The following is a 22,086-nucleotide window of genomic DNA, read 5'->3' as shown; positions in this document are numbered from 1 at the left end:
GCTTTCTTCTAGGAGACGAGGGCGGGCTGCTCGACGGGCGTTTCGCGGGTGCCGCGCACCCAGCCGAGCTTGCCCGCCACGATGTAGGCCACACCGGCCAGGATGAGCGAGTTGAGCGCCGGGATGCCGACCCACTGGTAGTGGTCGCTGAGCCAGCCGACCAGGGCGGACGCCGCCCAGATCACCAGCGTGGCGGGCACCCAGGTGGGCTCGGTGTCCGGCAGCCTGCCGCTCTCGCGCGAGGCGTCGAGGGCGGGGCGCCAGCGGCGAACGACGAAGTACTCGGCGACCATGATGCCCGCGACGGGCGGGGTGACGACGCCGAGGATCATGAGGAAGTCGGTGAAGTGCTCCAGGATCCCGGCGGCGGCCAGGAGGCTGCCGAGCACGCCGATGCCGATGGTGACGGCGACCCGGTTGAGCTTGACGCCGATGGTGGCCTCGACCGCGTTGAGCAGGCCGAGCGCGGCGGAGTAGAGGTTCCAGTTGTTGATCTTCACGGTGGCGGAGATGAGCACGATGACGCCGATCACGCCGGAGGAGGCGGTGATGATCGCGATCACGTCGGACGACTTGACCGCGTAGGCCAGCAGCACGCCGGCCAGGCCGAGCACGTACTCGCCGAGCGAGATGCCGACGAGCGTCTGCTTGACCACGTCCCCGGTGTTGCGGTTGAACCTGGTCATGTCGGGCGTGGTGACCGCGCCGACGATGTAGGACCCGGCCACGATGGTGGCGCCGGTCGCGATCGTCATCGGCTCGCCGAACGGCGGCGAGGCCACGAGAGCGCTCAGATCGTGTCGTGAAATTTCAACCCACATCGCCCAGCCGGCCAGGCCCAGGAACGCGGGCACGGTGATGAACGCCGTCATGCCCATCGCCTTGAACCCCTTGATGACCAGCAGCGTCACCCCGAGCCCCGCGATCAGCGCCCACGACCACAGCGGCAGCATCGGCATGATCGCGTGCAGCCCGGCGGCGAACACCCCGGTCTGCACGCCGAACCAGCCGAACAGGCTGAGCGTGATGATGATGCCGATGATCGTGGAACCGTACCGGCCGAAACCGGTCCAGCGGGCCAGCATCGAGGTGGACAGACCCTCACGCATGCCGGCGATGCCGACGAAGATGCAGACCACCTCCAGGATCACCGATCCCAGGGTGAACGCCCAGAACGCGCCCCAGAACGACAGACCCGCGCCAAGGGTGGCGCCGAGCAGGAACTGGGTGAGGTCGGACAGCTGGCCGAAGCGTTGCACGGCCACGTTGAACCAGGAGTAGCGGGCGCTCTGCGGCACCCGCTCGAGGGGGTAGTCCTCGTCGACCATCGATGTGTCGCCTTTCAGGGGGGTGGTGTCACCAGCGCGAGGGCGGACCGGCCGCCCTGGCGCGGAGCTTGACGAAAGGTCCTGGGAGGTACGCCAGGGGCGTGTCGTCGGCCTCGAGGATCACGGTCTGCCGGGGATCGGCTCCGGCGCGTACGGCTGCCGCCCTGGCCTCCTCCATCACCGCGTCCATGGCAGGGGCCAGCCCGGCGCTGTCGGGCAGGCGGACGATGCGCTCGTAGTGGCCGCCCACCGGGCTGACGGCCGCGCCGATCGCGCCGGCCGCCAGCCCGTGCTCGGGGTGGATGCCCTGCGGCACGGCCTGCGCGCCGCCGCCCACGACGACGAGCGGCAGCCGGTCGGCGCCCGGCTGGAGCCGGTCCACGGCCTCGGCCAGTTCCGCGTCGTCGACGGGTCTGGCCACCTTGATCAGTCCGGGGATGCGGAAGCCGACGGGCACGCCGCCGAGATGCGCGCCGCCCACGGCCTCCTCCGGGAAGCCTCCTGCCAGCACGCCGACCCTGACCCGCCGTGCGCCGACGTCGGCGACCACGGCGTCCTCCAGCCCGGTCAGCGCGCCCGCGCCGCGCAGCACGCTGGCAGCGCCGCTGCCCAGGCTGAGCCCTGGATGCCTGGACAGGTGCTCCAGGCTCATCAGCGTGCCGTCGCCGCGGGTGACGAACACCGCGGCGCCGGGGCAGAGCGCGGCCAGCCCGCCCGCCACGCCCGCGGCGAAGCCGGACAGCGCGGCGTCGAGCACGGTGGCGTTCTCGCGTTCCAGCAGGCCGAGCGAGCCCAGGTCGGAGGACAGGGCGATCGGCAGGTGGCGCGCCTCGGCCCTGATGAGCTCGGCCGCCTCGTGCTCCTGCTCGGCGTCCAGCGGGGAGAACAGGCCGGTGACCGCGAACGCCTCGGCGGTGCCCGCCATGGACGCGGCGAAGCGGGAGACGGCAGCGCGGTCCAGCGGGGTCCAGTCGTCGCGTTCCAGCCCGCCGCCGCCGTCCACGATCTCCGCCCCGGCCAGGACCGCTTCGCGCAGGTCCGACGGCCAGCCGAACAGGGGGCGTACGGCTCGCGCCGAGTCGCCGCTGATCCGCAGCACGGCGACCCGGCGCAGCTCGCGCCGCCGGGTGACGGAGGTGGCGCTGCCGCGCAGGCCGACCGCGACCTGGGTGAGCTCGGCCGCGGGCAGCCGCTCCAGCGCGGCGCGCACGCTGGCCACGGGGGCGTCGGGCACGGAGGCGACCTTGACGGTGGCCAGGACGGTGCCCGCGTCGTCGAGCAGGGCAGCGTCGGTGTTGGTGGGGCCGACATCCACTCCGGCCTTCATGACGCCACCCCTGTTCCTGAAGTGGGGGTGCCCGTCCGGCAGGGGGTACCGGACGGGCTGGAGGGGGAGATCTCGGGCAGCCCGAAGGCCGCGGGTCCGGCCAGGCGCAGGCCGGCAGGGGTGTACCAGGCGGGGTCGCACTCCAGGCGCAGGACGCTGACGCGCAAGCCGTACCTGACCTGTTCTGCCTGCACCACCTCGGCGGTGCGGGTGTCGACGAGGGCGATGACGTCGGGCACGCACGCCAGGGCGCGCCCGTCCTCGAGCACAGCGAGGAACTCGCTGCCCGCCTCGATCCTGACGAGCCTGCCCTGGTCGGCGCCGAGTCCTTCGACGAGGATGCCGTCGGCGGCCTCGGCGATCTTCCCGGTGATCAGGGGGTCGGGCAGCTCGGTGCCCAGGCGCAGGGCGCGGGTGACCGAGCCGAGCGCGGTGGAGGTGGCGACCTGGTGGCCGCGCAGGACGTACTCGCTGGTGGCCACCTGGCCGCCGAACGCCTCCAGCGCGCCGCGTACCAGGCGCTCCAGCCAGCGGCCCGTGACGTGGTCGATGACGACGGTCCTGCCGCGCTCGTCGCACACCACCGCAGGGGTGGGCGCGATGCCGCGGAGCTGCATGATGGTCTGGTCCATGCCGGGGAAGGCGCGGCTCATCCCGTCGGCGTTGACGAGCGGCAGGCCCAGGCGGGCCGCCCACGCGACGGCCAGGCAGCCGTTGGCGCCGCCGATCTCGCTGGCCATCAGCGCGCCGACGCGCGTGCCGTACAACTCCTCGATCTTGCCGCGCAGGTGCACGGGCTCCTCGGTGCCGCCGACGCGCTCCGACATGACGGCGGAGGAGCCCGCCGTGCCGACCGGCATGACCAGCAGGCCGGGGTCGAGGTCGGCCGGCTGGACGACCCGGACGGGCCCGTGGTCCTCCAGCGCCTGCAGAGCCGCGGCGCGGGCGATCGTGACGGGCCCGCCGCCCCCGGAGCCGAGGACGGCGCAGCCTCGCGCGAACGCGGGGAGCGACTCGGTGTCGATGTCCACTCGCTCAGGCTATGAAGTCGCAGGTAAAGGACTTCTATGCCGTGAGCACCATTTTTCGGGATTGGTGTGCTGGTGGCACACTTGGGGGATGACGGGTGTGCGGTTGATCGAGAATCTGGGCGACATCGTGCGGCAGCCGCGCGGTTCCGTGCTGGTGCTGACCAGGGCCTGCTCGTCGACGGCCGCCGGATATCGGCTGGAGGTGGCGCTGCGCGACGCGGCCGCCGCGGGTGCCACGTCGCTGGTGCTGACCGCGCCCGTGGTGATCGGGCGGGCCGCTCGGGAGCTGGCCGAGCGGGTCGGCGTTTCCCTGCTGGAAGAAGACGGTGACCTGGCCGAGCTGGTGGTGTCGATCGAACGCTCGCTCGCGGGCGACGCATCGGACGCGCTGGCCAGGGCGACGCGGGCGGTGCGGGGCATCGGGCGGGCGGGGGGCGTCCCCGAGCGGATCGCCTCGCTGGTCGGTGAGGCCATGGGCGTTCCGGTCAGTGCCGACTTCACCGTGGAGGATCCGGGCGGGCATCTCGGGGCCGCCACGGCGATCGTGGTACGGCTTGCAGCCCTGGCCGCCGCCGCGGGGCCCGACGAGCTGCCCGGCCGGTCGCGCGCGCAGTTGCTGACCGAGCTGCTGGTCGCGCCGGAGGAGCAGGCGCAGGAGCTGGCCCCGCGGGCCAGGGCGCTCGGGCTGCCGGTGGACGACTGGCACGTGGTGGTGCGGTTCGAGCCGGTGATGGAGGAGGGGCCCGAGCGCTATGCGCTGCTGGACACCGTGGCTTCGCGGGCGTCCAGGGCGATGCGCTCGATGGTCGGGCCTTCCTGGAACGCGGCGCTTGCGGGGGACGCGCTGGTGGTGGTCCGTACCCAGGCTCGCGACCAGGGGCGGGCGGGGCTGCGTGAGGCCGTGCGGGAGGCGGGGCAACTGCTCGACCGGGTACGGCCGGCCGGTGCGGAGCTGCGGTGCGGGGTCTCGACGACGCACCAGGGCGTGCTCGGCCTGCGGACCTGCGCTTCTGAGGCTCGTACGGCGTTGCGCAGGGGGTCGTTGCCGCTGGCCACCTACGACCTGGCCGGGCTGGACCGCATGCTGGAGGAGTGGTACTCCTCCGACGCGGCGCAGCAGGCGGTGCGGGAGTTGCTGCAGCCGATCCTGGATCTGGGCGGGGAGCGGCCGGGGCGGCTGATCGCGATCCTGCGGGCTTATCTGGATCATCACGGCTCGCCTGCCAAGGCGGCGGAGGAGGTGCATCTGCACCGCAACGCGGTCGGGCGGAACATCCGGCGCATCGAGGAGCTGCTGCAGGCCGACCTGAGCGACCCGCAGCAGCGATTGGCCCTCCAGCTCGCCTGCCGCGCTGCCCGCATTTGAGGGTTTTTCGCGGCTTTGCTTGGCTTTTTCGGGCTAAGTCTCACTGGGTGGGTCAAAGATAAAATTGAGCAGGTGAACAGCGATGAGATGCACCTGTACATCACCCGGACCTTCGACGGGCTCAGGATCCTCGAGGCCCAGGACGACGTCTTCTACCTCTACGACCCCTCCGGCGACCTCCCGCCGTCGCGGCAGATGCCGTTCGTGACGATGGTGACCGGGGACCACTACGACACCGTCTCCCGGCTCGGCGAGCCGGGCGCCTACCGGCTCAACATCGGCCTGACCAAGGCCTCGTTCACCGCCAGGTACGGCGCGGCAGAGAACGTCGACCACGCGGAGCGCGACGTCCTCATGCCACACCCCGAATACGCCGGGCAGCACTGGGTGTGCGTCGTCAACCCCGGTCCCGCCACCCTGGACACCGTCAAGGAGCTGCTCGCCGAGGCACACGCTTTCGCCGCCCGCCGCTACGCCAACCACAAGGCGCGGCAGGTCTAACCGAGCCAGGCGTCGATCTCGGCGCGGATGCGGGCCTTGGTCGGCGCAGGGGCGAAGCTCGCGTCGACCGAGGCCCTGGCCAGCCCTGCCAGTACGGCGTCGCCGTACCCGAAGAGGGTTCTGGCGGTCTCGTACTCCGACACCAGCGACGTCTCGCCGTCGGTGTTGAGCGTCACCGTGAGCCCGGCGTCGATCAGCCGGGGCAGCGGGTGGTCCTGCGGCGCGGCGACCAGGCCCAGCAGGACGTTGGAGAACGGGCACACCTCCAGCGGCACATCCTTGACGTCCGCGACCAGCGAAGGGTCGTCCAGGACCCTGATGCCGTGGCCGATGCGCTCGGCGTGGCCGAGGGCGAGGGCCTCCCTGATGCTGTCCGGGCCCGCCGTCTCGCCCGCGTGGTGGACCAGGTGGAGCCCGGCGTCGCGGGCCGCGTCCAGCATGCCGGCGAACGGCGCCAGCGGGTGGCTCTCGTCGCCGGCCAGCCCGATGCCGATCACCTCGTCGTGCTTCTCCGCCAGCTTGAGGGTGTTCCAGGCGCGCTCTCCGGTACGGCGGCGCGAGTGGTCGAGCAGGAGCCGCACCTCGATGCCGTGCTCTTCCTGCCCCTCGGCCAGCCCCTCGATCACCGCGGCGAGCGGCATGCCGAGGTCGCCCAGGCGTTCCCCGTGCGCTGCGGCGGTGAAGGTGAGCTCGGCGTAGCGGGTGCCCTGCGCGGCCTCGTCCTGGCAGAACTCGCGGGCGATGCGGCGGAAGTGGTCAGGCTCGATGAGGCAGGAGCGCACCTGGGAGATGTGGTCGCCGAACTCCCTGAACCCCGCGAAGACGGGCGGGCGCGGCGGCACGTGGCCGCCGCCGATCTCCGCCAGCGTCGCAGGTCGCACCGTGCTTTCCAGGTGCACGTGCAGGTGGGCCTTCGGGAGGGATTGCAGGTTTTTCACTCAGTTAAGGTAATCCCGCAGCACTTGGGACCGTGACGGGTGCCTCAGCTTCGACATCGTCTTCGACTCGATCTGCCTGATGCGCTCGCGGGTTACGCCGTATACCTTTCCGATCTCGTCGAGCGTCATCGGCTGTCCGTCGTCCAGCCCGTAACGCATGGTGATGACACCGGCCTCGCGCTCGGTCAGCCCGGCCAGGATCGACCGCAACTGCTGCTGCAGCAGCGTGAACGCGACCGCCTCCGCCGGGGAGATGGCCTCGGTGTCCTCGATCAGGTCGCCCAGCTCGCTGTCGCCCTCCTCCCCCAGCGGCGTGTGCAGCGAGACCGGCTCGCGGCCGTAACGCTGCACCTCGACCACGCGCTCCGGCTCGAGGTCGCACTCGGCGGCCAGCTCCTCGGGCGTGGGGTCGCGGCCGAGGTCGATGGTCATCTTGCGCTGGGCGCGGGCCACCTTGTTGATGAGCTCGACCATGTGCACGGGGATGCGGATCGTGCGGGCCTGGTCGGCCATCGCGCGGGTGATGGCCTGCTTGATCCACCACGTGGCGTAGGTGGAGAACTTGAAGCCCAGGGCGTAGTCGAACTTCTCGATCGCCCTGATGAGGCCGAGGTTGCCCTCCTGGATGAGGTCGAGCAGCTGCATGCCGCGACCGCTGTAGCGCTTGGCGATGGAGACGACCAGGCGCAGGTTGGCCTGCAGCATGCGGTCCTTGGCCAGCGCGCCGTCCTGGGCGATCCATTCCAGATCCACCCTGAGCTGCGCGGTCATGGTCTCGTCCGCCACGTCCAGCTGCTCGCGGGCGAACAGGCCCGCCTCGATGCGCTTGGCCAGCTCGATCTCCTGCTCGGCCGTGAGCAGGGCGACCTTGCCGATGCCCTTGAGGTAGTCCTTGACCGAGTCGACCGTGGCAGCGGTCGTCTCTTCGTCGAGCGTGTCCACTCCTGGCATGAAGACCTTTCCAAACTTAGGTTGCGCCTAACTTTAGGTTGAGACTAGCTTGTAGTCAACCTAAAAACATGACCGACCTAAAAATCTGTGAGAGGGTAGGGGCTATGAGCATCGACACCTTGGGGCTGAGGGAACAGAAGAAGCGGGAGACCAGGCAGGCCATCTCCGACCACGCTACCCAACTGTTCATCGAGCGCGGCTTCGACAGGACGACGATCGCCGAGATCGCGACTGCCGCGAGAGTGGCGAAGATGACCGTCACCAATTACTTCCCCCGTAAGGAGGATCTAGCCCTCGACCACCACGAAGAGTTCGTGGACGGACTGGCGAAAACGGTCAGGGAACGCCCTTCCGGGCAGAGCCCGCTGGTGGCGCTACAGGAGGCTTACCTCGCGGCTGTGCGCGCGCAGGACCCGGTGGTGGGGTTCACGGGGCAGGCGTTCGCGCGGATGGTGGCCGACAGCCCGACGCTGCTGGCCCGGCTGCGCGACCTGCACGAGCAGCGGGAGGCGGCGCTGGCCGGGGAGCTGGGGGTGGAGTGGGCGGACTCGGTGGCGGCGCGGGTGGTGGCGGCGCAGCTCGCGGGGGTGGACCGGGTGTTGTTTCGTGAGGTGCAGGGGCGGACGTTGGAGGGGCAGAGCGCGGAGGAGATCGCGACCGCTATGCTCGAGATTGCCCAGCGGGCTTTCGGTTTGCTGGCGTAGGCGACCCGCGTGGGGGCGTCTGGGACCACAAGCAAGCCTCAGCACCCGCTCGGGACCACCAAGCCTCGGCGCCCACTCCGGACCACCCACAGACCGCAACGCCCGCTCGCGACCGCGGGCAGGCCTCAGCCCCCGCCCGGCCGAGCGGACAGCCCACCTTCGGGTGCTGTCGTTGGGTGCCTTTGTGGCGGTGCTCCGAACGGATGATGGTGGGCCACTCCCCGCGTGCGGGTGATGTCGTTGGGTGCCCGCGAAGCGGCACTCCGTGCGGGTGTGCTGATCGTCAGTGGCGGGTTCGGAGGAGGCGACCGGGTGGTGAGCCGCGTGCGGGCCGCCATCAGACCGCCGAACGACCCGCCCTGCGGGAAGCCGCCGCGACCCCTGGGGGTGCGGCGGCTTCGGTGGGGTCATCGGCGGATGCGGTAGCGCAGGTGGGTCGCGTCCCTGCCCTGGATGACGCGGACAGTCTCCAGCTCGACGTGCCCGACCCCCAGGTGCTCGAACAACCTCCGCCCCTCCCCCAGCAGCACCGGAACGAGGCTGATCTGGATCTCGTCGAGCAACCCGGCCCGCAGGCACCGCTGGGCCGTGCCCACGCCGTGGACCAGCACGTTCCGAGAACCCGCCGCGTCCCTGGCCCGCCGTACCGCCTCCTCCAGGTCGCCCAGGTACGTCACGTTGGGCCACTGGGCGAACTCGGGCGCGGGCCGGTGGCGGCTGAGGATGAAGATGGCGATCCCGTCGTGGTGATCCCCGCCCCACCCTCCCGCCGGTTCGAAGGTCCCCCGCCCGGCGAGCACCGACCCCGTGGTCAACGACTCGTCGACGACCTCGCGGTCAGGACCCTCGGCGTTCGAGAACCACGAGTGCAGCCGCTCCCCACCGTCACCCAGCCCGTTCTCCAGACTCTCGTTCGGCCCGGCGACGAAGCCGTCGAGGGACATCGACATGTAAAGGACGGTCGCGGCCATGTCAGCGGCGCACCTTGTACAGCAGGTGCAGGACGCGGTCGCCCTGGACGACCGTGTGCGCGTCCTCCAGCAGCAGCTGCGCGTTGCCGACCGACCCGAAGTAGCGCTTGCCCGACCCGAAGACGACCGGCACGACGTCCATCGCCACCTCGTCCACCAGCCCGAGCTCCAGCGCCTGCCCGCCGACCTCCCCCGCCGCCACGGAGACCGTACCCCCCGCGGCGAGCTCCTTGGCCTTGGCGACCGCCTTCGTCACGTCGTCGACGAAGTGGTAGGACGCCTCGGGGTGCCACCCCTCGGGCTTGGGCCGGTGCGAGACGACGACCACGTGCCCGCCGACGGGCGGGTTGCCCTCCCAGCCGTTCGTCATGTCGAACAGCCGCCGCCCGATCACCATCGCCCCCACGCTCTCCCAGATCGGCCTGATGTAGGCGGCGGACGCCGCCGACACCTTGCCGAACCCTTCGGCGGTGAGCGGGGTGTCGCCGCTGAAGTACCAGTCGAACAGCGGTCCCGGCTGGTCGTTGTCGTCGGCGATGAAGCCGTCGACGGACACGACGTTGGCCATGATCACGGTGCTCATTGCGTCTCCCAGGTGTTCTCGAGTGCTTTCACAGACGCGTCGGACGGAGCTCGCGCGGATCGACATTCACTCGCAGAAATTTTTCTCCCCATCGGAAACGGCTACAGTGGTCCACTGACGCGGGGTGCCCGGTATGTCCAGGGCTGAGATCACACCCGTTGAACCTGATCTAGTTCGGACTAGCGAAGGGACTGTCGTGTTCTCCGACGACGTCTGGGCCCGTACGGCCAAGCTGCTGCGCGCCATCCACGAGCACCCGTTCAACGCCGCCCTCGGCGACGGCACCCTCGACAGGGAGCGGTTCGCCTTCTACATCGTCCAGGACGCCCGCTACCTGGAGGCGTTCGCCAAGGCGCTGGCCACGGCGGCGGTGCGGGCGCAGGATCCCGACGAGGCGGCGTTCTGGGCGCAGAGCGCGCACGCCGCCATCGCGGCTGAGCGCACGCTGCACGCCGGATACATCGAGCAGTACGGTCTGACCGAGGCGGATCTGTCCGGCGTGGTGACCTCGCCGAGTGCGCTGGCCTACTCCTCCTGGTTGCAGGCTGTGGCGCTCAGTGCGCCCTATCCGGTGCTGGTCGCTGCTGTGTTGCCGTGTTTCTGGGTCTATCAGGACGTCGGACAGGCGCTGGTGTCGCGCAGCACGCCTGAGCATCCCTATCGGGCGTGGATCGAGACCTATGCGGATCCGGAGTTCGAGGCGGCCGTCACCCAGGCGCGGGCCATCGCCGACCGGCTGGCCACCTCCGAGCACGCGGACGCCATGGCCGAGGCGTTCGTGAAGGCCACCGAGTTCGAGTGGCTCTTCTGGGACAGCGCCTGGCGGCTGGAGCAGTGGCCGACCGCCCAGTGGCTCTAAGAACCCCTGGCAGAAAGACCCTGACCCCGAGAAGAGGTCTCTCCTCGTGAGGGGTCTAACGTTTGGTGAGGCTCTCGACGAAGGCGAGGGCCTCGGCCATGAAGGCGCGCCACTCCTCCTCCTGCGGCGAGGTGAAGGCCACCCACTCCTTCATCCGCCGCTTGCCCATCTCGACCGGCTCCGCCGTACCGTCGGAAAGCAGGGCGCGCGCCCGCTCCAGGGGCACCTTCACGATCAGGCGATCCCTGGAGCAGAAGGCGTAGAGCTTGCCGTTCACCGTCAGCCCCTCGTTGGCCAGGATGCGCCCCATGCTCACCTCCGGCTTCACCAGGTGCTCCTCGGCTAGGTCGTCGAAGAGCCGCTGGGCGTCTGCCATGTGATGCTCCCTCCCTCGAACCCGGCGAAGGCCAGCAGTCGCGCGCCCTCCTCCGCCAGATCAGCCGCCGCGGAGGCGCGAAGAGGGGCGAAGGGCTGCATGACCAGCGTGCCGTCCTTAAGGTCCCACATGCCACCGACAGTTCCGTCGACCAGGAACGTGGGGTAGACCATCGAGCCGACGCAGATCTGCTTGCGCTGCTCGGGCGTCATGAGCCGGGAGCGGTCGGCAAAGGCGACGACGAGATTGTCGAAGTAAGGCAGGAAGCGCACAGGCGCGTCCTCCTCACCGCTGGCCAGCGTCGCCGACGGAAGATCGACCAGGTCGCGGCCGGTCTCGTCGGTGTAGTGGCGCAGGTCCATGCCCGCCACCACCTCACGCAGCCTGGTCAACCCCGACCACATCTGGATGTCCATCACGCCGGCCGGGCCGTAGGTGGCCAGGTACCGCTCGATCAGCAGCTCCACCGGCGCCGACCATTCCAGTGGCCGCTCCAGCCACTCCTCCGCCAGCGTGAACGGGGTGGCGCCGCCCTTGTTCCAGGTGCCGTTGGGCGGGGTGTGCACCAGCGGCAACGTCATCTGCGCCGACCACCCCAGCGTCATCTTCTCCACGTCGGGCCACCGCTCGGCCAGCAGCGCGGCCAGCTGCGGCCTGGTCAGCGTGCGGCCGGACAGGTGCTTGCGAGCCAGCTCGGCCAGCTCCTCCAGGTCGACGGTGGCCGTGTCCTTGCCGAAGGCCGACTGCCTGGCGGCGCGCAGCCGCGTCTGCATCATCGGCCGCAACCACAGGTAGTCGTCGGCGGTGGCCAGGTGCTGGGTGCCGCGGATCAGCGAGGCGCGCACGACCCGCTTGCCGTACATCAACGAGGTGAGGTCGTCGTGGGTGAAGGAGTCCAGCCGGGTCCAGAGGCTGTAGTAGGGCGAGTTGGGCTCCTGGCCCTGGACGGCGACGAGCCGCTCGACCGCGGACAGCGGCGACAGGGAGGAGCGGGACAGGAGCAGCTGCCGCTCCAGCGTCGTGCGGTTGAGAACCCTCTGCGTGAGCACCATGGACAAAGGCTACGAGCCATCGCGGAAAGGTAGGTTCCGCAATTCGTCGAGCGCGTCGCGCAGGTGCGCGGTGATCTCCCACGCGTCGGGGATCATGGCCCGGTCGGTGACGACGCCCACGTCCAGGGAGCCGTCGTAGGAGAAGGCGGTGATGTTCATCCCGCCGCTCACGTCGGTGATCACCGAGACCGGGTAGTGGGTGAGCAGCCTGGCCCCGCACACGTACAGCGGGAACTGCGGGCCGGGCACGTTGGAGATCGCCACGTTGATCGGCCCCGAGGCCATCCCGACCAGCCCGAACGCCGAGCGTGATGCCAGCCCCATGAGCGCGGCGGGCATGGACTCGCTGAACTCGCGCAGCCACCGCGCCGGCGCCAGCGAGAACCGGTCCTTGATGCGCTGCATCGACTCCTGCACGTGCCGCAGCCGCTCGACCGGGTCCTCCAGGTGTACGGCCAGCGGCGCCGACATGATCGCCACCTGGTTGCCGTGCCCCTGGTCGCCCGCCGTACGCAGAGAGAACGGCACCCCGGCCACGAGCGGTTGGGCGGGCACCCCGCCGTGCGCTGCCAGCCAGCGCCGCAGCGCCCCCGCGCACACCGCCATCACCACGTCGTTGACCGTCACCCCGAACGCCTTGCGCACCTGCTTGATCTCGTCCAGCGGCAGCGACACGAACGCGAAGCGCCGGTGCCCGGAGATCGGCCCGGAGAACGGCGTCCTGGGCGCGGGCAGCGACGGTAACTCCGGCAGGTCGGGCGATCCGGCCAACCGCCGCGCCAGACCCGACACCAGGTGGCTGCCGGGCAGCATGGACACGACCGGGATCTCGTCCAGGTGGGGCATGGCCCGCGCGGCGAACCGGACGGCCTGGGCCGGGTTGGCGCTGAGCCGGATCAGCCCGCGCCCGACCATGGCCAGCGCGCTGGGCGGCGGCTCGTCCCTTTCCGGGTCGACAAGAGGGCGCGGCGCGGGCGAAGGCGTGACGTCGAGCAGCGCGGCCAGCACGTCGGCGCCGCCGATCCCGTCCACCGCCGCGTGGTGGATCTTGGTGTAGAGGCCCATGCGGCCGCCGGACAGCCCGTGGATGAGGTAGATCTCCCACAAAGGGTGCGCGCGGTCCAGGCGGCGGGCGTGCAGCCGGGAGACCTGGTCGGCGAGCTGCCGGTCGTCGCCCGGGGGCGGCAGCCCGATCTCGCGCACGTGGTAGTCGAGGTCGAGGTCGTCCTCCTGCTCCCAGTAGGGATGATCGAGGCCGAACGGCACCTCGGCGAGCTTTCTGCGCAGGGCGGGCACGTACGGCAGCCGCTCCTCCAGCAGGGCCTGGAGGTCGGCGCGGTTGAGGTCACCCTCCAGGATCGCCAGCCCGGCGATGTTGGCGACGTTGGTGGCGGTCTCGAAGTTCAGGAACTGGGCGTCCAGGGCGGTCAGCTGCGGCATGACACGTACCTCCGCCCCGAACAAACCAGACTCAGCCCACCACTTCAAGAGCGAAGGACGCCGCGTCGGGCTCGGCGAAGGCCAGCACGGCCAGCCCTTCCTCCTCCAGCGTCTTCAGTGGGGTGTCCACGAAGGGGGTGAGCTGCAGGGTCGCCTTCCTGGCCGTGCGCTTGATCTGCCAGGTGCCCGCCACGAACCCGTCGACCAGGTAGGTGGCGCGCACGCGCAGGTTCTTGGTGGTGACCTCGCCCTTGTGCTCGTCGGCGATGATCCGCGAGCGATCGGCGTGCCCGAGGACCAGGGTGTCGAAGTCGGGCAGGAACCGCACCGGAGCCGGGACGTCCCCGTCCGGCCTGGGCGCGCCCGGCAGGTCGAACAGCTCGCGCCCGTCCGGACCCTTCACCCTTTCCAGCTCCATCCCGGACATGACCGCCTTGAGCCCCTTCAGCCCCGACCACGTCTGCGCGTCGGCCACGCTGGCCGGGCCGAAGGCGGCCAGGTACCGCTCCACCAGCGCCTCCGGCGTCCCCTCACGGAGCTCGACCCCGGGCAGGCCGAAGGCGGCGTCGCGCGGGAAGCTCCACCGGTCCTCGGTCGGCGCCATCACCAGCGGCGTCAGCATCCGTACGGCGAAGCCGAGCGCCCGGTCGTTGACGTCGGGGAACTCCTCCTGCAGCAGCGCGCGCAGCTCGTTGAAGGTGTGCGGGCGTACGGCCAGCAGCCGGTCGGCCGCCTCGATCACCGGGCCGGGATCCAGGTCGGGGAACCGCTGCGTGGCCGCCCCAGACAGAAGGGGCTGCAGCAGCGGTCTGAAGCCGGCGAAGTCGGCGGCCGTCATCAGGTGCAGCGTGCCGCGCCACGTCGTGGCCCGCACGATCTCGCCCTTCACCAGCGCCCCGTGCAGGTCGTCGCGGGCGAACCCGGCCAGCCGCGACCACACGCCCAGGTACGGCGGGCGCGGCTCCTGAGCCTGCAGCCCCGCCACCGCCCGCACCACCTCGGCGGGCGTCCCGTCGGCGCGCTCCAGCAGCAGCTGGCGGGCCAGGGTGGCACGGTTGAGATCCCTCAAGCTGAGCATCTGACAAGTATGCCTTTACCTCTTGATCGCATACGTGCCTCTTATCCCGCTCTGTCCGACGGCTACGCCTACCTCGACGGCGCGGCGGGCACCCAGACGCCCACCCCGGTGATCGAGGCGATCGCGGACGCCTACCGGCGCGGCATCGGCAACGTCACCGGCACCTTCCCCGCCAGCCACCGCTCGGACGCCATCGTGGCCGCGGCGAGAGCCGCGGTGGCCGACCTGGTCGGCGGCGCACCGGACGGGGTGATCTTCGGGCCGAACATGACGACGCTCACCTACCGCCTCTCCCGCGCCCTGGCCGGGCCAGAGGACGAGGTGGTGTTGTCGCGCCTGGACCACGACGCGAACGTGCGGCCGTGGGTGCAGACCGGCGCGACCGTGCGCTGGGCCGAGGTCGACACCGTCACCGGGGAGCTCCCCGTCAAGCAGTACGCGCGCCTGATCGGGCCGCGCACCCGCGTGGTCGCCGTCACGGCTGCCAGCAACATCCTCGGGACCCGGCCGGACGTGGCCGCCATCACCGCGCTCGCGCACGAGGCGGGCGCGCTGACCTACGTCGACGGGGTGCACGCCACCGCGCACGGCCCCGTCGACGTGCGGGCGCTGGGCGCCGATTTCTACGCGACCAGCGCCTACAAGTGGTCGGGCCCGCACATCGGCGCGGTCATCGCCGACCCGGCGCTGCTGGAAACCCTGAAGCCGGACAAGCTCGCCCCCTCGCCCGACACCGTGCCGGAACGGTTCGAGACCGGCACCGCCGCCTTCGCCGACCTGGCCGGGGTCACCGCGGCCGTCGACCACCTGGCCGGACTGCTCCCCGGCGAGGGAACGCGCCGAGAACGGCTACTGGCCTCGATGACCGCCGCCGAGGAACACGAGCAGTCGCTCTTCGCCGAGCTGCTGGACGGCCTGTCCACGCTGCCCCACGTCACGTTGTACGGCAAGCCCGCCCGGCGCACCGCGACCGCGTACTTCGCCGTCGCCGGGCACGCGCCGCGCCAGGTCGCCGAGCACCTGGCCGGGCGCGGGGTCAACGTGTGGAGCGGGCACAGCTACGCCTGGGAGCTGACCGGCGCGCTCGGCATCAGGGACGGCGGTGCCGTACGCGCCGGTCTTGTCCACTACAACGACCGCTCCGACGTGGAGCGGCTGCTGGAGGGGGTCAGATCCATCCCTCCAGGGAGGCCATGAAGCCGGGGAAGTCGTCGCGGTGGATGCAGTGGCCGGCGCCCTTGACCACGCGCACCTCGAAGCCGCGGCTCTCCAGGAGCTTGGCCTCCTCGGCGTTGACGGTGAAGCTGGGGTCGGCGATCTGGACCAGCGAGGGGACGATCGGCTTCTCCGGGACGTAGCTGCCCTTGATGCCGCCGAAGAACGCGACGTCGAACAGGGCGAACCCGGCCAGTTCCGCGTCGATGTCCGCCTGCGACCAGCGGGGGTTCATCGTGCGGACGCTGTCCTCGGTGGAGGTGGTGACCATCTGCCTCATGAACGCGGTCGCCTCAGCCGGGACGTTGTCGAGGCTGAAGCCGGGGTCGGAGTAGATCGCCTTCTTCGGCAGCAGCCGGTCGACGGCGAGGGACAGCGACAGCCCGCCGAGGGAGTGGCCGATCGCCACGTCGGCGCCCTGGGGAAGGGAGTCCACGAGGTCGTCGCCGAGGTGCTGGGGGGTGTAGTCGCCGCGCGGGCTCATGCCGTGCCCGCGCAGGTCGGGGGCGATGACGCGGTAGCCGCGTGAGAGGAGGTCGGCCTCCACGGCATGCCAGGTGCGGTGGTCGGACATCCCACCGTGGATGAGGATGGCGACCTTGTCGCCGTCTCCGCGCTCGTGCACATTCAGCTTCATGGGAGGATTATACGTATAACCGAATTTCCTTCTACCCCTCGGGAGAGGGATACGATCGGCGGGTGAGTCTGCCCGCGTTGCCCGTCGAGCCGGTCCGCGACCCGTACCACGTCTACCTCGACTCCCTGACCAGCCAGGAGTCGCGGCGCACGATGAAGGGGTGCCTCGACAGGATCGCGAAGATCCTCACCGGCGACGACCACGCCGTCGGCGAGGGCCAGCCGTGGCACCTGCTGCGCTACGAGCACACCGTGCGCATCAGGTCCATCCTCACCGAGCAGGGCTGGGCGCCCGCCTACGTCAACAAGCACCTCGTGGCGCTGCGCAGGGTGCTCAAGGAGTGCTGGCGGCTCGGGCAGACCAGCGCCGAGGAGTACGCCAGGGCGTCCGACCTCGCGCCCGTGCGCCAGACCAGGCTGCCCACCGGCCAGCACGTCCCCCCGGAGGTGGTCGGCGCCGCGCTCGCCGCCTGCGACGACAGCCCCCAGGGAGTACGGGACGCCGCGCTCATCGCCGCCCTCTACTCCACCGGCTGCCGCCGCGCCGAGATCGCCGGAATCGTCCTCGCCGACTACGACCCCGGCGCCCGCTCCCTCCGCGTGCGCGGCAAGCGCGACAAGGAGCGCATGGTCTACCTCAACACCGCCGCCATCGGCCTCCTCGAACGCTGGCTGGCCGTGCGCGGCCAGGGCCAGGGTCCGCTGTTCAACCCGGTCAGCAAGACCGCCAGGGTCCTGGAGCGCAAGCTCAGCGGCCAGGCCGTCTCCGACATCCTCGCCAGGCGGCTCGGCGAGGCGGGAGCGGCGAAGAAGACCGCGCACGACTTCCGCCGCACGTTCATCGGCGAGCTCCTCGACGCGGGCGTCGACCTGGCCACCGCGCAGGCGCTGGTCGGCCACTCCTCCCCCGCCACCACCGCGCGCTACGACAGGAGACCCGAGAAGACCAGGCGCGACGCGGTCGACCGCATCACGCTGCCCGCGGCCCGCCCGCTGCGCTGACCCGGCGGCGGAACTCGCCGGGCGGCGTGCCGTACCACGCCTTGAAGGCCAGGTGGAAGCCGACGGTGGAGCGGTAGCCGACCCGCTCGCTGATGCGCTCGTGCGCGAGCGCCGTCTCGGTCAGCAGCCGGGCCGCCTCCTGCATGCGCCGCGCGGTCAGGTGCCGCATCGGCGCCTCACCGACCAGCTCGCGGAAGGTCGCGGCGAAGGCCGAGCGCGACAGCCCCGCCTCGGCCGCCAGCGTCTCGACCGTCCACGGCTCGGCGAACCTGGTCTGTACGGCCAGCAGCGCCGCGCTCACCGCCGGGTGCCGCAGCGCGGCCAGCGACGTCTCCGCCATGCAGGCGCGCAACGCCAGCACGTAGACCAGCTCGAACGCGCGCAACGCCACGAGCTGCCCGCCCGGCTCCCTGGTCACCCACTCCCCCGCCAGATTCTCCAGCGTCTGGGTCAGCAGCGGCTGCGTGCCGGCGCGCACCACCAGCACCGGCGGCAGCGCCTGGTACAGCGGCGCGGTGGCCGCCCTGTCGTAGTGCAGCCCGCCGCAGAGCAACGTGGTCGCCGGTCCGGGCCCGCCGCGTTCCAGGGTGGTGACCTCGCCGGGCTGCCGCGCGGGCAGCAGCGACTCCAGCGGCACGCTGGGGCGGCCGGGCGCGTCGGCGAGCTGGTGCGCGGTGCCGTGCGGGAACAGCACCAGGTCGCCCGCCGCCAGCTCGACGGGGTCGTGTCCCGGCAGCTCGACGGTGCAGGTGCCGTCCTGGATGTAGTGCAGGATCGCGCAGTCCTCCTTGGCCCCGGCCACGCCCCAGGGGGCGCGCATCGACCAGCGGCTGTGGAAGACGCCGTGCAGCCGCATCGGTGCGAGCAGCTCGCTGAGCAGGTCACCGTCCACGGACGATCCTTAAGGTTTGGCGGATGTTGATTTATCGATCGTATCCAGCTTTTCTCGCGATAGTTGGGGCATGACGATTCTGGTGATGGGCGCCACGGGCGCACAGGGCGGTGCGGTGGCGCGACGGCTGGTCGCCGAGGGGCACAGCGTGCGCGGCTTCGGCCGCAGCGGGGAGGTGCCCGCAGGGGTGGAACCGGTCACCGGCCCGCTGGAGGCGGCGCTGGACGGGGTGAGCCACGTGTCGCTGGTGCTGCCGATGTTGCTGGAGCGCGCCGAGGTCGACCGCTGGGTGGAGATCGTCGCCGGGTCCGGGGTGCGGCGGGTGGTGTTCAACACCGCCAACCGCATCCCGCCGGCGGCCACGGACGTGGCGCTCTTCGAGAGCCGCCGCGCCGCCTCCGACGCGCTGCTGGCCTCCGGCGTCCCCACGGTGGTGCTCCGTCCGCCGGTGTATCTCGACAACCTGCGCGCGCCGTGGGTGGCCGGGCGGCTGGCCGCCGAGCGGGTTCTCAGCTACCCGCTGCCCGCCGACCTGCCGGTGGCCTGGATCAGCCACGACGACCTGGCCGCCGCCACCGTCGCCGCGCTGACCCGCGACGGCCTGGAGGACGATGTGCTCGACATCGGCGGCCCGGCGTCGCTCACCGGGCCACAACTGGCCGCCGCGTTCGGCGCCACCTACGAGGCCCAGGACGTGGCCGCCTTCCAGGAGGGGCTGACCCACGCGTTCGGCCCGGAGGTCGCCTCCGTGGTGGCCGCCACCTACCACTGGCTGGCCAAGCACGGCGGCGACCTGTACGAAACCGACCCGACGGCCGCCGAGCGGCTGGGCATCCGCTTCACCCCGGTCCACGAGTGGATCGCCGCGTGAGCGAGGCCGAGATCGTCCGCCACCACCGGGTGATCGAACGCTGGCTCACCGGCGCGGCCGACCCGTCGGAGTTCGCCGCCTTCGAGCGCGCGCACGCCCCGGGCTTCACGATGATCACCCCGGCCGGCCGTACCCTCAGCAGGGCCGAGGTCATGGAGTGGGTGCGCGGGGCGTACGGATCGGCGCCAGGGCTGCGCATCGAGATCACCGACGTGCGGACCGTGGTCCAGGAGGGGCCGCTCACGGTGTGCGTCTACCTGGAGTGGCAGTCGGGCGCGAGCCGTACCTCCACCGTCGTCCTCAGGGACGGGGTGAGCTGGGAGCACCTCCACGAGAGCGGCTAATCCGCTCGACAGCGCACGGTGTTCAGTGTGCAATGAGGTCCACGCTGCGAATGGACCGCTCCCGTGGACATCCTTTTCCGGCTCGACATCATCGAATCGGGCGCCGAGTGGGTGATCGACTGCAACACGCCGCTCGGCCGCTCCATCCTGCAGATCCCCGCACCGTTCACCGCAGCCCAGCTGGAGGCGGGGCTGGCGGGCATCGAGCGGAGCATCCTGCGCTCCTCGGCCCCGGTCATCATGCGCAGCGCCTCGGCGCACGAGCAGCAGGTGCGCGACTTCGGCCGGGCGCTGTCCACCGCGGTCATCAAGGACGACGTCGACCTGCTGTTCCGCCGCTGCTACGACCGGGCCAGGTCCGGTCAGCACACGATGCGGGTGCTGATCAACCCGGTCGGCGCGGGCATCGCGCGCATCCCGTGGGAGTTCACCCTCGACCCGATCTCCCGCGACGACTACCTGGCGCTGCGGGTGCCGATGGCCAGGTCGCCGCACCTGCTGCACGGCGTGGCCCCGCTGCGCGTCGACCCGCCGCTGCGGGTGCTGGGCGTGGTGGCCCGCCCTGCCGACCTGCCGCAGCTCGACGTCGACGCCGAGCGCCGCCGCATCTCCGCCGTGTTCGACCAGCTCAGCTCCGACCTGGTCAAGGTCACGTGGCTGGGCGGCGACCGGTGGAACGACCTGGCCGTGGCGCTGCGCAGCCAGCCGTGGCACGTGCTGCACTTCGTCGGGCACGGCGGCTTCGACGAGGCGGAGCAGACCGGCTATCTGGAGCTGTCCGACGACGCCGGCCAGTCGATGCGGCTGCCGGCCGCCGACCTGGCCAGGCTCGTGGCGGCCAACCAGAACCTGCGCCTGGTGGTGCTCAACGCCTGTGACTCGGCCGTGGCCGGGCGCGACGGCGGCGTCTTCTCCAGCACCGCTGCCAAGCTGATGCGCGAGGGCGTGCCCGCTGTGGTGGCCATGCAGTACGAGATCACCGACCCGGCCGCGCTGGCCTTCGCCTGCTCCTTCTACGAGGCCATCGCCCGCGGCCAGCAGGTCGACGTGGCCGTCACGCACGCGCGCGAGCAGGTCAAGATGACCCTGCACAGCCTGGAGTGGGCCACCCCCGTGCTGTTCCTGGCCTCGGAGGAGGCCTCGGTGTTCGTCCGGCCGGGGGACGTCGACGACGCGCTGCCCATGGGCTGGACCGGCCGGATCAAGGACGCGGTCACCGTCACCCAGCAGAGCCCCCTGCCTCCTCCCGCCGCGGCCAGGAAACCGGAGCCGGGTGCGCGGCTGCCTGGACCGCTCCTGCACGTCGCCTACGGCCCCGACGACCTCATCGCCGCCGCGGCTGCAGACGGGATGCTGCGCGTGGTCACCGCCCAGGGCCAGGAGCGCGCCACCTGCTCGCTGCCGTGGCAGGACCGCCCGGTCCGGGTCTCCTGGAGCCCGTGGCGCAGGCACCTGGCCACGCTGCACGAGAGCTCCACCGTCGTGGTGTGGGACCTGCAGACCGAGGTCCCCGTACGCATGCTGCCCTCCCCCGCCGGTTGGGCCAGGCACGCGCTGGCCTTCAGCCCCGACGGGCAGTGGCTGGCCGTGACCGGCTCCGACCTGACCGTGCGCGTGCACGACGCGCAGGGCGCCGAGGTGCTGCTCATCGCCGTGCAGCCGGCCATGCAGGGCGGCGGGCCCTGGCCGCTGCGCCCCACCCACCTGCCGCACCTGCGCTTCTCCCCCGACAGCGGGCAACTGCTCGTGGCGGCCGACGACGGCGTGGTGCGCCTGTTCGACAAGCGCGGCGTGCTGCAGCGCGACTGGCGCCACCCGCAGGCCGTCACCGCGCTCGCCGCGAGCAGCGAGATGGTCGTGGTGGGCTGCGCCGACGGCAGGACCAGGACGTGGACGTGGGAGGGCGAGCCGCACCTGCGCCTGCCGCCGCAGGGCCGCGTCAGGTTCGTCCGCGTCGCGCCGGACGGCCGGCGGGTCGCGCTGGTCGGCGACGACCGCAAGCTCATGGTGTGGAGCTCGGCCGGGCGGCTGCTGGCCGAGCGGCAACTGCCCGCGCAGGCGGTCGGGCTCGGTTTCGGCGCGGCCTCCGGCCAGGTCCTCGTCGCTTTGGAGAACGGCACGCTGCACGCCTTCGGCGCAAGGGAGTAGCCCATGGTCGACCTGGAGATCCACTGGCCCCAGCAGTTGCCGCCCGAGCCGCTCACCCAGGCGGTCGAGACGCTGCGCCGGGCGGGCATCGAGCCCACCTGCCGCCTGCAGCCGACCCGCAGGGGCGCGGCGGAGATGTCGGTGCTGGTGCTCATCGGCTCGACGGCGCTGGAGCCGCTGTTCAAGTCGATGGTGGACCGGCTCGCCGACGACGCCTACGACCTGATCAGGCGCCTGGTCGGCGGCCTGCTCGGCAGGCGGGCCGAGCCGCAGGCGCCGCAGAGCGTGGTCTTCGAGTCGACGGCGAACGGCACCCAGTTCGTCTTCACCTCCGGCCTGCCGGAGGAGGCCTTCAGGCAGGCGATCGGCCTCGACCCAGGCGAGGAGCCCGGCCGCTGGACGTGGGACGCGGGCAGCAAGCGCTGGGTGCGTTTCGAGAGGAGCAGCTCATGACCACCCCTCCGCCGCCGGAC

General features: G+C 71.4%; 22 protein-coding genes, 1 pseudogene and 1 riboswitch. Of the genes and pseudogenes, 10 read left to right on the top strand and 13 right to left on the bottom strand.

Translation table 11 applies throughout. The features are described from left to right. Positions 1–8 precede the first annotated feature (8 nt). The 3 genes from ACIBG8_RS02320 to ACIBG8_RS02310 are packed head-to-tail and all read right to left on the bottom strand — an operon-like array spanning position 9 to position 3,686. Complete coding sequence (locus ACIBG8_RS02320) at positions 9–1,328, bottom strand: purine-cytosine permease family protein (RefSeq protein ID WP_397340641.1); 1,320 nt, start codon at positions 1,326–1,328, stop codon at positions 9–11. Positions 1,329–1,356: 28 nt separating this feature from the next. Then, positions 1,357–2,655 carry a hydantoinase/oxoprolinase N-terminal domain-containing protein gene (locus ACIBG8_RS02315; protein ID WP_397340639.1) on the bottom strand — a complete coding sequence of 433 codons (1,299 nt, stop codon included), beginning with the start codon at positions 2,653–2,655 and terminating at the stop codon, positions 1,357–1,359. Then, positions 2,652–3,686, bottom strand: a complete 1,035-nt coding sequence (locus tag ACIBG8_RS02310; RefSeq protein WP_397340638.1) for a DUF917 domain-containing protein — start codon at positions 3,684–3,686, stop codon at positions 2,652–2,654. Before ACIBG8_RS02310 ends, ACIBG8_RS02315 begins: the two co-directional genes overlap by 4 nt. Positions 3,687–3,789: 103 nt before the next feature. Between ACIBG8_RS02310 and ACIBG8_RS02305 the strand changes: the two genes are divergently transcribed. Beyond that, the gene (locus tag ACIBG8_RS02305; protein ID WP_397340637.1) at positions 3,790–5,052 is read left to right on the top strand and encodes a PucR family transcriptional regulator; all 1,263 of its coding nucleotides are present in this window, start codon (positions 3,790–3,792) and stop codon (positions 5,050–5,052) included. 72 nt (positions 5,053–5,124) lie between these two features. Next, positions 5,125–5,553 carry a DUF6194 family protein gene (locus ACIBG8_RS02300; protein ID WP_397340635.1) on the top strand — a complete coding sequence of 143 codons (429 nt, stop codon included), beginning with the start codon at positions 5,125–5,127 and terminating at the stop codon, positions 5,551–5,553. Here the strand turns inward: ACIBG8_RS02300 and ACIBG8_RS02295 are convergent. Next, the gene (locus ACIBG8_RS02295; protein WP_397340634.1) at positions 5,550–6,491 is read right to left on the bottom strand and encodes an adenosine deaminase; all 942 of its coding nucleotides are present in this window, start codon (positions 6,489–6,491) and stop codon (positions 5,550–5,552) included. The genes ACIBG8_RS02300 and ACIBG8_RS02295 overlap by 4 nt on opposite strands. Beyond that, positions 6,492–7,403: pseudogene (locus ACIBG8_RS02290) on the bottom strand (RNA polymerase sigma factor); the annotation flags it as partial. 143 nt (positions 7,404–7,546) lie between these two features. Between ACIBG8_RS02290 and ACIBG8_RS02285 the strand changes: the two are divergent. After that, a complete protein-coding gene (locus tag ACIBG8_RS02285) occupies positions 7,547–8,146 on the top strand; it encodes a TetR/AcrR family transcriptional regulator (protein ID WP_397340633.1) in 600 nt (199 codons plus the stop codon). Between the two features lie 407 nt (positions 8,147–8,553). On the opposite strand, the gene ACIBG8_RS02280 is transcribed toward ACIBG8_RS02285, so the two are convergent. Both ACIBG8_RS02280 and ACIBG8_RS02275 read right to left on the bottom strand, forming a co-directional pair. Further along, positions 8,554–9,117 (bottom strand): dihydrofolate reductase family protein, encoded by a 564-nt coding sequence (locus ACIBG8_RS02280; RefSeq protein ID WP_397340632.1) that lies wholly within the window; start codon positions 9,115–9,117, stop codon positions 8,554–8,556. 1 nt (position 9,118) lies between these two features. Beyond that, positions 9,119–9,700, bottom strand: coding sequence for a dihydrofolate reductase family protein (locus ACIBG8_RS02275; RefSeq protein ID WP_397340631.1), 582 nt, complete (start codon positions 9,698–9,700; stop codon positions 9,119–9,121). Between the two features lie 110 nt (positions 9,701–9,810). Further along, positions 9,811–9,909: riboswitch (TPP riboswitch) on the top strand. Between ACIBG8_RS02275 and tenA the strand changes: the two genes are divergently transcribed. Next, complete coding sequence (tenA, locus tag ACIBG8_RS02270) at positions 9,897–10,559, top strand: thiaminase II (RefSeq protein WP_397340630.1); 663 nt, start codon at positions 9,897–9,899, stop codon at positions 10,557–10,559. (Overlaps the previous riboswitch by 13 nt.) A gap of 55 nt (positions 10,560–10,614) precedes the next feature. Here tenA and ACIBG8_RS02265 read toward each other — a convergent pair whose 3' ends face one another. Genes ACIBG8_RS02265 through ACIBG8_RS02250 form a run of 4 tightly spaced genes read right to left on the bottom strand, consistent with a single transcriptional unit; the run spans position 10,615 to position 14,505 of the window. Beyond that, positions 10,615–10,935: a hypothetical protein gene (locus ACIBG8_RS02265; protein WP_397340629.1), complete on the bottom strand. Its 321-nt coding sequence runs from the start codon at positions 10,933–10,935 to the stop codon at positions 10,615–10,617. Beyond that, positions 10,902–11,987 (bottom strand): winged helix DNA-binding domain-containing protein, encoded by a 1,086-nt coding sequence (locus ACIBG8_RS02260; protein WP_397340628.1) that lies wholly within the window; start codon positions 11,985–11,987, stop codon positions 10,902–10,904. Before ACIBG8_RS02260 ends, ACIBG8_RS02265 begins: the two co-directional genes overlap by 34 nt. A gap of 9 nt (positions 11,988–11,996) precedes the next feature. Continuing rightward, on the bottom strand, positions 11,997–13,427 hold the full coding sequence (locus ACIBG8_RS02255; RefSeq protein ID WP_397340627.1) for a wax ester/triacylglycerol synthase family O-acyltransferase: 1,431 nt from the start codon (positions 13,425–13,427) through the stop codon (positions 11,997–11,999). A 31-nt stretch (positions 13,428–13,458) separates the two neighbouring features. Continuing rightward, a complete protein-coding gene (locus tag ACIBG8_RS02250) occupies positions 13,459–14,505 on the bottom strand; it encodes a winged helix DNA-binding domain-containing protein (protein WP_397340626.1) in 1,047 nt (348 codons plus the stop codon). A gap of 9 nt (positions 14,506–14,514) precedes the next feature. Between ACIBG8_RS02250 and ACIBG8_RS02245 the strand changes: the two genes are divergently transcribed. Beyond that, the gene (locus ACIBG8_RS02245; RefSeq protein ID WP_397340625.1) at positions 14,515–15,702 is read left to right on the top strand and encodes a cysteine desulfurase-like protein; all 1,188 of its coding nucleotides are present in this window, start codon (positions 14,515–14,517) and stop codon (positions 15,700–15,702) included. On the opposite strand, the gene ACIBG8_RS02240 is transcribed toward ACIBG8_RS02245, so the two are convergent. Continuing rightward, positions 15,674–16,357, bottom strand: a complete 684-nt coding sequence (locus ACIBG8_RS02240; protein WP_397340624.1) for an alpha/beta fold hydrolase — start codon at positions 16,355–16,357, stop codon at positions 15,674–15,676. The genes ACIBG8_RS02245 and ACIBG8_RS02240 overlap by 29 nt on opposite strands. 62 nt (positions 16,358–16,419) lie before the next feature. Between ACIBG8_RS02240 and ACIBG8_RS02235 the strand changes: the two genes are divergently transcribed. Further along, positions 16,420–17,358, top strand: coding sequence for a tyrosine-type recombinase/integrase (locus ACIBG8_RS02235; protein WP_397340623.1), 939 nt, complete (start codon positions 16,420–16,422; stop codon positions 17,356–17,358). On the opposite strand, the gene ACIBG8_RS02230 is transcribed toward ACIBG8_RS02235, so the two are convergent. After that, positions 17,327–18,250, bottom strand: a complete 924-nt coding sequence (locus ACIBG8_RS02230) for an AraC family transcriptional regulator (protein ID WP_397340622.1) — start codon at positions 18,248–18,250, stop codon at positions 17,327–17,329. The genes ACIBG8_RS02235 and ACIBG8_RS02230 overlap by 32 nt on opposite strands. A gap of 70 nt (positions 18,251–18,320) precedes the next feature. On the opposite strand from ACIBG8_RS02230, the gene ACIBG8_RS02225 reads away from it, so the two are divergent. From ACIBG8_RS02225 to ACIBG8_RS02210, 4 genes are all read left to right on the top strand, one after another. Next, a complete protein-coding gene (locus tag ACIBG8_RS02225) occupies positions 18,321–19,121 on the top strand; it encodes an SDR family oxidoreductase (RefSeq protein WP_397340621.1) in 801 nt (266 codons plus the stop codon). Further along, positions 19,118–19,465 (top strand): nuclear transport factor 2 family protein, encoded by a 348-nt coding sequence (locus ACIBG8_RS02220; protein WP_397340620.1) that lies wholly within the window; start codon positions 19,118–19,120, stop codon positions 19,463–19,465. Before ACIBG8_RS02225 ends, ACIBG8_RS02220 begins: the two co-directional genes overlap by 4 nt. A gap of 63 nt (positions 19,466–19,528) precedes the next feature. Continuing rightward, the gene (locus ACIBG8_RS02215; protein WP_397340619.1) at positions 19,529–21,613 is read left to right on the top strand and encodes a CHAT domain-containing protein; all 2,085 of its coding nucleotides are present in this window, start codon (positions 19,529–19,531) and stop codon (positions 21,611–21,613) included. 3 nt (positions 21,614–21,616) lie between these two features. Beyond that, entirely contained in the window at positions 21,617–22,066 is a 450-nt protein-coding gene (locus ACIBG8_RS02210) for a hypothetical protein (protein ID WP_397340618.1), read from the top strand. Positions 22,067–22,086: the final 20 nt, after the last annotated feature.

Origin of the sequence: Nonomuraea sp. NPDC050556 (genome assembly GCF_044457355.1) — a bacterium.
Lineage (GTDB): Bacteria > Actinomycetota > Actinomycetes > Streptosporangiales > Streptosporangiaceae > Nonomuraea.
This window is presented reverse-complemented; position numbering and strand designations above follow the sequence as displayed.